Source organism: Helicobacter pylori (assembly GCF_001998165.1).
GTDB lineage: Bacteria > Campylobacterota > Campylobacteria > Campylobacterales > Helicobacteraceae > Helicobacter > Helicobacter pylori_DL.
The window spans coordinates 1-6,395 of record NZ_MTWR01000050.1; the positions used below are offsets into that span (position 1 = coordinate 1).

Below are 6,395 nucleotides of genomic sequence, written 5' to 3' on the forward strand. Positions count from 1 at the left end.
ACTTTCCTTAATTTAATTAAGTGGCTATTTTATCATAAATTAGTTATATTTGTCAATGCTTTTTGTATTAGTTAGATGTTCTTTTGTTGGTTTTTTTTGGAGTTGTTTCTTTATTTCTTGAATTTTAGTCTCTTTTGTTTGGTTGTCTGAATCAAAAACGATGTAAATATCCTTAATTTTTAGGTATTCTTTAATACTCTCTGCTTTTTTAAAAAGCTTGGTATTGCTCTTACAACTAACGATACCATCAATGCATAAATTTTTGACTTTGTTTAAAAGCGTTAAAAAGATTTTATCTGATTCGCCCTCCACATAAACGATTTTTTTTCTCATTAGCCTCTAACCTCCATGCCCTCATGGAGCGCTTCTTCTAGCATAGAATAGCTGTGTCTGATAAAGCCAGAAGCGCTTTCTTTTTCAAGCTCAAACAAGGCTATATCTTTAAAAACTCCCGTTTCATTATTGGGCATGGTGTTGATAGCGTTCAATAAAAATTCCTTATTGTGCGTGGTGGCAAAAATTTGAATCTGTAATTTTTGAGCTAACTTAAACAGAGCTTTTAAAAACTCTTGCATTTTTGTATGGTGCAAACCGCTTTCTATTTCATCAATGAAAAGATACTTGACACGATTGTCTATAAGAATGCTCACCATGATAAAGAATTTGATAAAACCCCAACCAAACGAATTTAAAAGCCTTTTGGGACTTTCTTCTAGCGGTGTGTTTTCATCTTTGATTTGGATATAGACAGACTTTCTTATTGTATTAGCATTTAAAATATTAGGGTTGAAACATTGTAGGATTTCAATCAATTCTTTTTCTTTGCTTGCTAATTGTAAATTTTCCAATGCTTTAAGAGAATTAACAATAGATAATTCTATGGGAATAAACATCGCATTTTCTTTATAGGTTTGAGCGATTTTATCTAAATTAGAATGGATTAAGCTTAAGTTTTGTCTTTCAAATTCATAAGTCATTGTCATGGGGGAAAAAGATGGATTGTAGAAAAATTGGAGCTGTGGCTTCGTTATTGGTTTGCTTATAAGGTTTGTCATTATGAATATCATCGCTATTCAAATTGATGTCTTTGCTATAGGGGTATTGGATAGTAAGAGGGATAGTAGCATGTTCAAACTCAGTGCGGATGCTAATGGGATTAGCGGTATTCTCTTGGTAAAAGAAGGTTTTTAGGTTGTCGTTATTGAGCTTGATTTTCCTAAATTCACTAACAAGCACCACATGTTCAGGGGGAAGACTGACTTGAACAGCAGAATCACAAAGACCCGTGTTGATATAAAGGGCTTCTAAAAGATTAGTTTTGCCTGTATCGTTTTGACCGGTAAAAAAGTTGATGAGTTTAAAATTTTCCATTTTAAGGTGCTTAAAATTTTTGTAATTTTCAATCTCTATGCTTTTAATCATTTAAATTCGCCTTTTAGTTAGCTTGAATTGATGCCACTAGATCATCGGTATAGTTACGCTAATTTTACCCTACTATTCTTACTTAATTTTAAAGCGGTTTTTCTCGAGTGCGTTTTGAATCGCAATAGAGGGCGATAGATAATTGTAACGCACTAAAATTTCGGTGATTTCTTTAAAAATAGGGGCTGCAATCTTGCTAGCGTAATATTCTTCCTTGCCATGCGAGCCTAAGATAACCACGCCGATAGTAAAAACCTGCCTTTCATCTTCAGCGAACCCAAAAAAAGAGCTGTTGTAGGATTCCGCGCTGTAACTCCCGTTTTTGGCAACCCTAGCCGTGCCTGTTTTGCCCCCTATGTATAACCCTTCAAATTGAGCGTTTTTGCCTGTGCCATAACGCACCACTTTGATTAAGGTTTCTTTCATTTTCCTAGCACTTTTGGGGCTAATGACTTGATAGGTGGGTTTGGGGCTAGGGATGTAAATATCGCCATTAGGGGCGGTTTCTCGTTGCACTAAATAAGGGGTAGTCAATTTGCCTTCATTAGAAAACACCGCATAAGCCCTTAAAAGCTGCAAAAAAGTCGCGTTCAACCCATAGCCATAAGAGACGCTACCCTTTAACACTTCACGCTTGAAAGCGGACAAAGGAGGGATCTTTCCTGTGGCTTCTAAGGATAAATCAATGCCCGTTTTTTGAGAAAACCCGTAGCCTAAAAGCCCGTTATAGAAATCCTCTGGGTTGAGATTTTTACTAATTTTTATCATGCCCACATTGCTAGATTGGATTAAAACGTCTTCCACAACGGCTTTTTTACTGGGGATAAAGTCGTCTTTAATGGTGTATTTTCCTAATTGGTAATAGCCATGGTTTAAATCAATGCGTTCTTTGGGGTTGATCAAATTCTTATCCAACAGCAAGGAATAAACAATGGGTTTGATCGTGCTGCCTGGCTCAAAAACCTTTTCGGCAACGCTCAAATTCAAGCTTTCATAATCGCTGGTTTTAATCGCATTAGGATTGAAGCGCTTGCTTGAAGCTAGCGATAAGATTTCCCCGCTTTTAGGGTTGATAATGCCCACCAGGATTTCTTTAGCCCTGAGTTTGTCTTTAGTTTTATCCAATAGGGTTTCAATTTCTCTTTGGAGTTTTAAAGGAATACTCAAATACACCTCATAGCCATCAAGCCGTTCAACCTCTGTGTAAGAGTGGTTTTGAATGAAATTAAAACTCACATCCCTTTTGCCTGATCTTATGCCATTTTGTTGGGCTTTAAGCAAATGATTTTGAGATTTTTCAACGCCTTTTTTACCGGTAGTTAAAGTGAGCTTGTCTTCTTCTTGTTTTTGCACATAGCCAATGATGGGCTCTAGGCTATTTTGATAAGGGTAATGCCTAGAAACGCCACTCACTTCAATGTTTAACCCTTGCTTTTGCCACACTTTATCGTGCACGTCTTTGAAATTTTGAAAAACCCCAAAGGCTAAAAATTTCTTATTCAAGTCTCTAATATTAGCGGCCATATTGGGCGTGAGATCATAGGCTAGAATAATATAGCCTTTCGTATTGATGGCGTCTTTTAAGGACTTTTTAGGGATATTGCTATAAATAGAGAGGAAATCAACGAAAAAATCTTCTTTATCCGGGTTTAAAAACCTTGTATCAAAGCCCAGTTTGAAAAGGGTTTGCGAAGCGGCCAGGCTGTAGTTGTCTTGACTATAGATAGTCCCCCTAGTCGCAGTGTCTTGTTTGCTCATCACTAGATTAGGCATGTTGGCTTGGGCAAAAAAAACTTTTTTAAAAGCCACCATTAAAAAAACGATAAAAAGTAATAAAAAGATTAATGCTGTAACAGAGCCCTTGTATTTTTGGGTTTCTAAAAATTGCTCTGGGTTGAAGCTAGGATCAATGTTTTTATTATCCATGAACGCTCACTTGAAAATGGCGTAGCGTTGGATTTTCACAACGCATGAGAACATGAATTTTTGATGGTAAAATCCGTTAAAATGGGGTGCAGCAACAACAAACCCTCTCTTTAAAAAAGACCAAGCGATCATTTAAAGAGAAGCCACTTAAGAGACTAGATCTGCGTTCTTAAAAGCTCTTTATAAGCGCTGATCGCTTTGTTGCGTACCTCAAGCATGAGTTTCATGCTCGTTTCAGCCTTCCCTATGGCGATAGCCGCTTGGTGCAAGTCTTTGATTTGCCCTGTCGCCATATCCGCTAAGGCTTTATCAGACTGCTCTTGAGTGTTGTTAAGCTCATTGATGGATTGCTTTAAGAGTTTGGAAAACTCCCCACCTTTTTGTTCTTTAAAGGTGCTACCCGATTCTTCTCTTTTGGTCCTGTTGTCCGTGTTAAGCTCAGAGAAAGGACTCAATAAGCTTTTATCATTGTGTATGGCTTGCATAGAACCTCCTTAAGCTCTTTTTTAAAAATTTAACTCTATTAAATATCTTATTCATTTCTGTATTCTACTGACCTTTGGCTAATACTACCTAAATTTCCTTATACTACCATAAATTGTTGAAAATCGTTCATGTTTGTAACATGCCAATCGCGTTTTGCGCCATGTTTTTAGCGCTTTGAAAGGCTGCAACATTGGCCTGATAGGCTCTAGTCGCTTCCACTAGGTCTGCCATTTCAACCACCGCATTCACATTGGGGTAAGCCACATAGCCTTGAGCGTTAGCGTCAGGGTGGCTGGGATCGTATTTCATCAAAGGCTCGCTATCATCGCGCACAATCTTATCCACCACCACGCTTGTAATGGGGATTAAGGGATTGTCATCGCCTTCATCTAAAGGGTCTTCATAGGGGGTAATTTGATTGTTTTGGGCGATTTTTTGGTTTAAAATCTCATTGAAATCAAAAGCCTTAAACACCGCTTCTTGCCTCCTATAAGGGCCTCCTTCACTCGTACGCGTGGTGTTAGCGTTAGCGATATTAGAAGAAATCAAATTAGCCCTTAAGCGTTGGGCGGACAAACCATAACCGCTAATATCAAAAGAAGATAAAAACATGCTTTCCCTTAACTATAAATTCTTACTGGAATCAATGGCGTAATTGATCACGCCTCGATACTTTTTTAAGGCTGAACTCAAGGCTAAATACATGGTAGAGTTCTTGCCCATTTCACTCGTTTCTATGTCTAAATCCACGCTGTTGCCATCATTTTTAGCCAAATGCCCATCTCTAAAAAAAAGACTCACCCCATCTTTAGCGCTATTTTCAAAGTCTAAATGCCTAGGGTTAGTGTGGGCTAAAGGCAAAACTTTACTGGATTGGTTTTCAAAAATTTCCGCTTTTTTCTCCGCCAAAACGCTTTCAAAATCCAAATCCTTTGGTCTGTAAAAAGGGGTATCCACATTAGCGATGTTAGAAGCGATCATATCCTGCCTTAAAGCCCTATAATCTAGTGCTTTATAAACCAATCCAAACGCTTTAGAAAAATCCATCAAAACCCCTTTTTTAAACCCTTGCAAAATTAAAGCATGCAAAAAACATTCCAAAATCAGCCCGCTTCTCATCAAAGAATGCGATCAATTTCAAAGCATGCTTAAGCTTGAGCGATAAGCCAATTCAGAGCCATTATAGTGTAAAATACCCCTAAAATACCTTAAGAGAACGCCTATTCAAAAAACCAAAATAAGGAAATCCTAATGACTACAGACAGAAACCTGTTTTTTTGCGCTTCGCTATTGATTTTTTTGGGGGTATTGATGAGCTATTCGCTCTCAACTTACACCACAGTAGTGCTGTATCATTATGGGGAATTCCATTTTTTCATACGCCAGCTTTTAAGCGCGATCATAGGGATTGTCATCATGTGGGGGTTGTCTAGGGTTGATCCTAGCAAGTGGTTTAGCCGTTTGGGGTTTTTTCTTCTTTTTATCCCACCATTACTCATTATTGGCATGTTTTTTTTGCCAGAAAGCCTTTCTAGCAGTGCTGGGGGGGCGAAGCGATGGATTCGTTTGGGGTTTTTCTCTCTAGCGCCTTTGGAGTTTTTAAAGATTGGTTTCACCTTTTTTCTTGCGTGGAGTTTGTCCCGCACCTTTGTGGCAAAAGAAAAGGCTAATGTTAAAGAAGAACTGATCACTTTTGTGCCTTATTCGGTGGTGTTTGTAGCCTTAGCGATTGGGGTAGGGGTTTTGCAAAACGATTTGGGGCAGATCGTTCTTTTGGGGGTGGTTTTAGCGGTGTTGTTGGTTTTTTCTGGGGGGAGCGTGCATTTGTTTGGCTTGATTATTTCAGGGGCGTTTGCGATCAGCGTTTTAGCGATTGTTACAAGCGAGCATAGGATTTTGCGCCTGAAATTATGGTGGTCTAATTTGCAAAATTCGCTTTTCACGCTTTTGCCGGATAAATTAGCGAACGCTCTTAGAATAAGCGACTTGCCCGAATCCTATCAAGTCTTTCATGCAGGCAACGCCATGCATAATGGGGGGTTGTTTGGGCAAGGGCTTGGGCTTGGGCAAATCAAGCTTGGGTTTTTGAGCGAAGTGCATACGGATATGGTTCTAGCTGGGATCGCCGAAGAATGGGGGTTTTTGGGGCTATGCGTTTGTTTCATTTTGTTTTCTGTTTTGATTGTTTTGATTTTTAGGATCGCTAACCGCTTGAAAGAGCCAAAATATTCGCTATTTTGCGTGGGCGTGGTGCTGCTTATTAGTTTTTCTTTGGTGATCAACGCCTTTGGGGTGGGAGGGATTTTTCCGGTTAAAGGTCTAGCGGTGCCGTTTTTGAGCTATGGAGGGAGTTCGCTTTTAGCGAATTGTATCGCTATAGGGCTTGTTTTAAGCCTAGCACGATACACGAAGGGCTAAAAATTAAAAATCAATGCCATAAAAAAGGCTCAATTTCTGCATCCTTCAAATCAAAAACCACTTTATAGTAGTCTTTAACAAACGCATTAATATCCACGCCCTTAAACGCTTCAGGGTGGGCTTTTAAAGCGATAAATAAGCTT

At 38.8% G+C, this 6,395-nt stretch carries 6 protein-coding genes and 3 pseudogenes; 1 reads left to right on the forward strand and 8 read right to left on the reverse strand.

Going from position 1 to position 6,395, the window contains the following annotated elements; all coding sequences use genetic code 11:
• Positions 1-48 precede the first annotated feature (48 nt).
• From BZK24_RS06265 to flgB, 7 genes and pseudogenes are all read right to left on the reverse strand, one after another.
• A pseudogene (locus BZK24_RS06265) lies at positions 49-333 on the reverse strand (DUF3226 domain-containing protein); the annotation flags it as partial.
• A pseudogene (locus BZK24_RS06270) lies at positions 333-1,422 on the reverse strand (AAA family ATPase). The pseudogenes BZK24_RS06265 and BZK24_RS06270, both read right to left, overlap by 1 nt.
• Before the next feature lie 78 nt (positions 1,423-1,500).
• On the reverse strand, positions 1,501-3,348 hold the full coding sequence (locus BZK24_RS06275) for a peptidoglycan D,D-transpeptidase FtsI family protein (RefSeq protein ID WP_077656910.1): 1,848 nt from the start codon (positions 3,346-3,348) through the stop codon (positions 1,501-1,503).
• Between the two features lie 6 nt (positions 3,349-3,354).
• Positions 3,355-3,480, reverse strand: a complete 126-nt coding sequence (locus BZK24_RS06280; RefSeq protein ID WP_077645380.1) for a transcriptional regulator — start codon at positions 3,478-3,480, stop codon at positions 3,355-3,357.
• 23 nt (positions 3,481-3,503) lie between these two features.
• Positions 3,504-3,833 carry a flagellar hook-basal body complex protein FliE gene (gene fliE, locus BZK24_RS06285; RefSeq protein ID WP_001147918.1) on the reverse strand — a complete coding sequence of 110 codons (330 nt, stop codon included), beginning with the start codon at positions 3,831-3,833 and terminating at the stop codon, positions 3,504-3,506.
• 127 nt (positions 3,834-3,960) lie between these two features.
• The gene (gene flgC, locus BZK24_RS06290; protein WP_000480093.1) at positions 3,961-4,446 is read right to left on the reverse strand and encodes a flagellar basal body rod protein FlgC; all 486 of its coding nucleotides are present in this window, start codon (positions 4,444-4,446) and stop codon (positions 3,961-3,963) included.
• Between the two features lie 12 nt (positions 4,447-4,458).
• Positions 4,459-4,881 carry a flagellar basal body rod protein FlgB gene (gene flgB, locus BZK24_RS06295; RefSeq protein WP_077656912.1) on the reverse strand — a complete coding sequence of 141 codons (423 nt, stop codon included), beginning with the start codon at positions 4,879-4,881 and terminating at the stop codon, positions 4,459-4,461.
• A gap of 204 nt (positions 4,882-5,085) precedes the next feature.
• Between flgB and BZK24_RS06300 the strand changes: the two genes are divergently transcribed.
• Entirely contained in the window at positions 5,086-6,252 is a 1,167-nt protein-coding gene (locus BZK24_RS06300; protein ID WP_077656911.1) for an FtsW/RodA/SpoVE family cell cycle protein, read from the forward strand.
• A gap of 10 nt (positions 6,253-6,262) precedes the next feature.
• Here the strand turns inward: BZK24_RS06300 and BZK24_RS09115 are convergent.
• A pseudogene (locus BZK24_RS09115) lies at positions 6,263-6,395 on the reverse strand (ABC transporter substrate-binding protein); the annotation flags it as partial.

What these genes read in the sequence shown, in the direction of transcription:
- fliE (WP_001147918.1), bottom strand. Translation starts at nt 3,833, where the DNA reads ATGCAAGCCATACACAATGATAAAAGCTTATTGAGTCCTTTCTCTGAG.
- BZK24_RS06275 (WP_077656910.1), bottom strand. Translation starts at nt 3,348, where the DNA reads ATGGATAATAAAAACATTGATCCTAGCTTCAACCCAGAGCAATTTTTA.
- flgB (WP_077656912.1), bottom strand. Translation starts at nt 4,881, where the DNA reads ATGGATTTTTCTAAAGCGTTTGGATTGGTTTATAAAGCACTAGATTAT.
- flgC (WP_000480093.1), bottom strand. Translation starts at nt 4,446, where the DNA reads ATGTTTTTATCTTCTTTTGATATTAGCGGTTATGGTTTGTCCGCCCAA.
- BZK24_RS06300 (WP_077656911.1), top strand. Translation starts at nt 5,086, where the DNA reads ATGACTACAGACAGAAACCTGTTTTTTTGCGCTTCGCTATTGATTTTT.
- BZK24_RS06280 (WP_077645380.1), bottom strand. Translation starts at nt 3,480, where the DNA reads ATGATCGCTTGGTCTTTTTTAAAGAGAGGGTTTGTTGTTGCTGCACCC.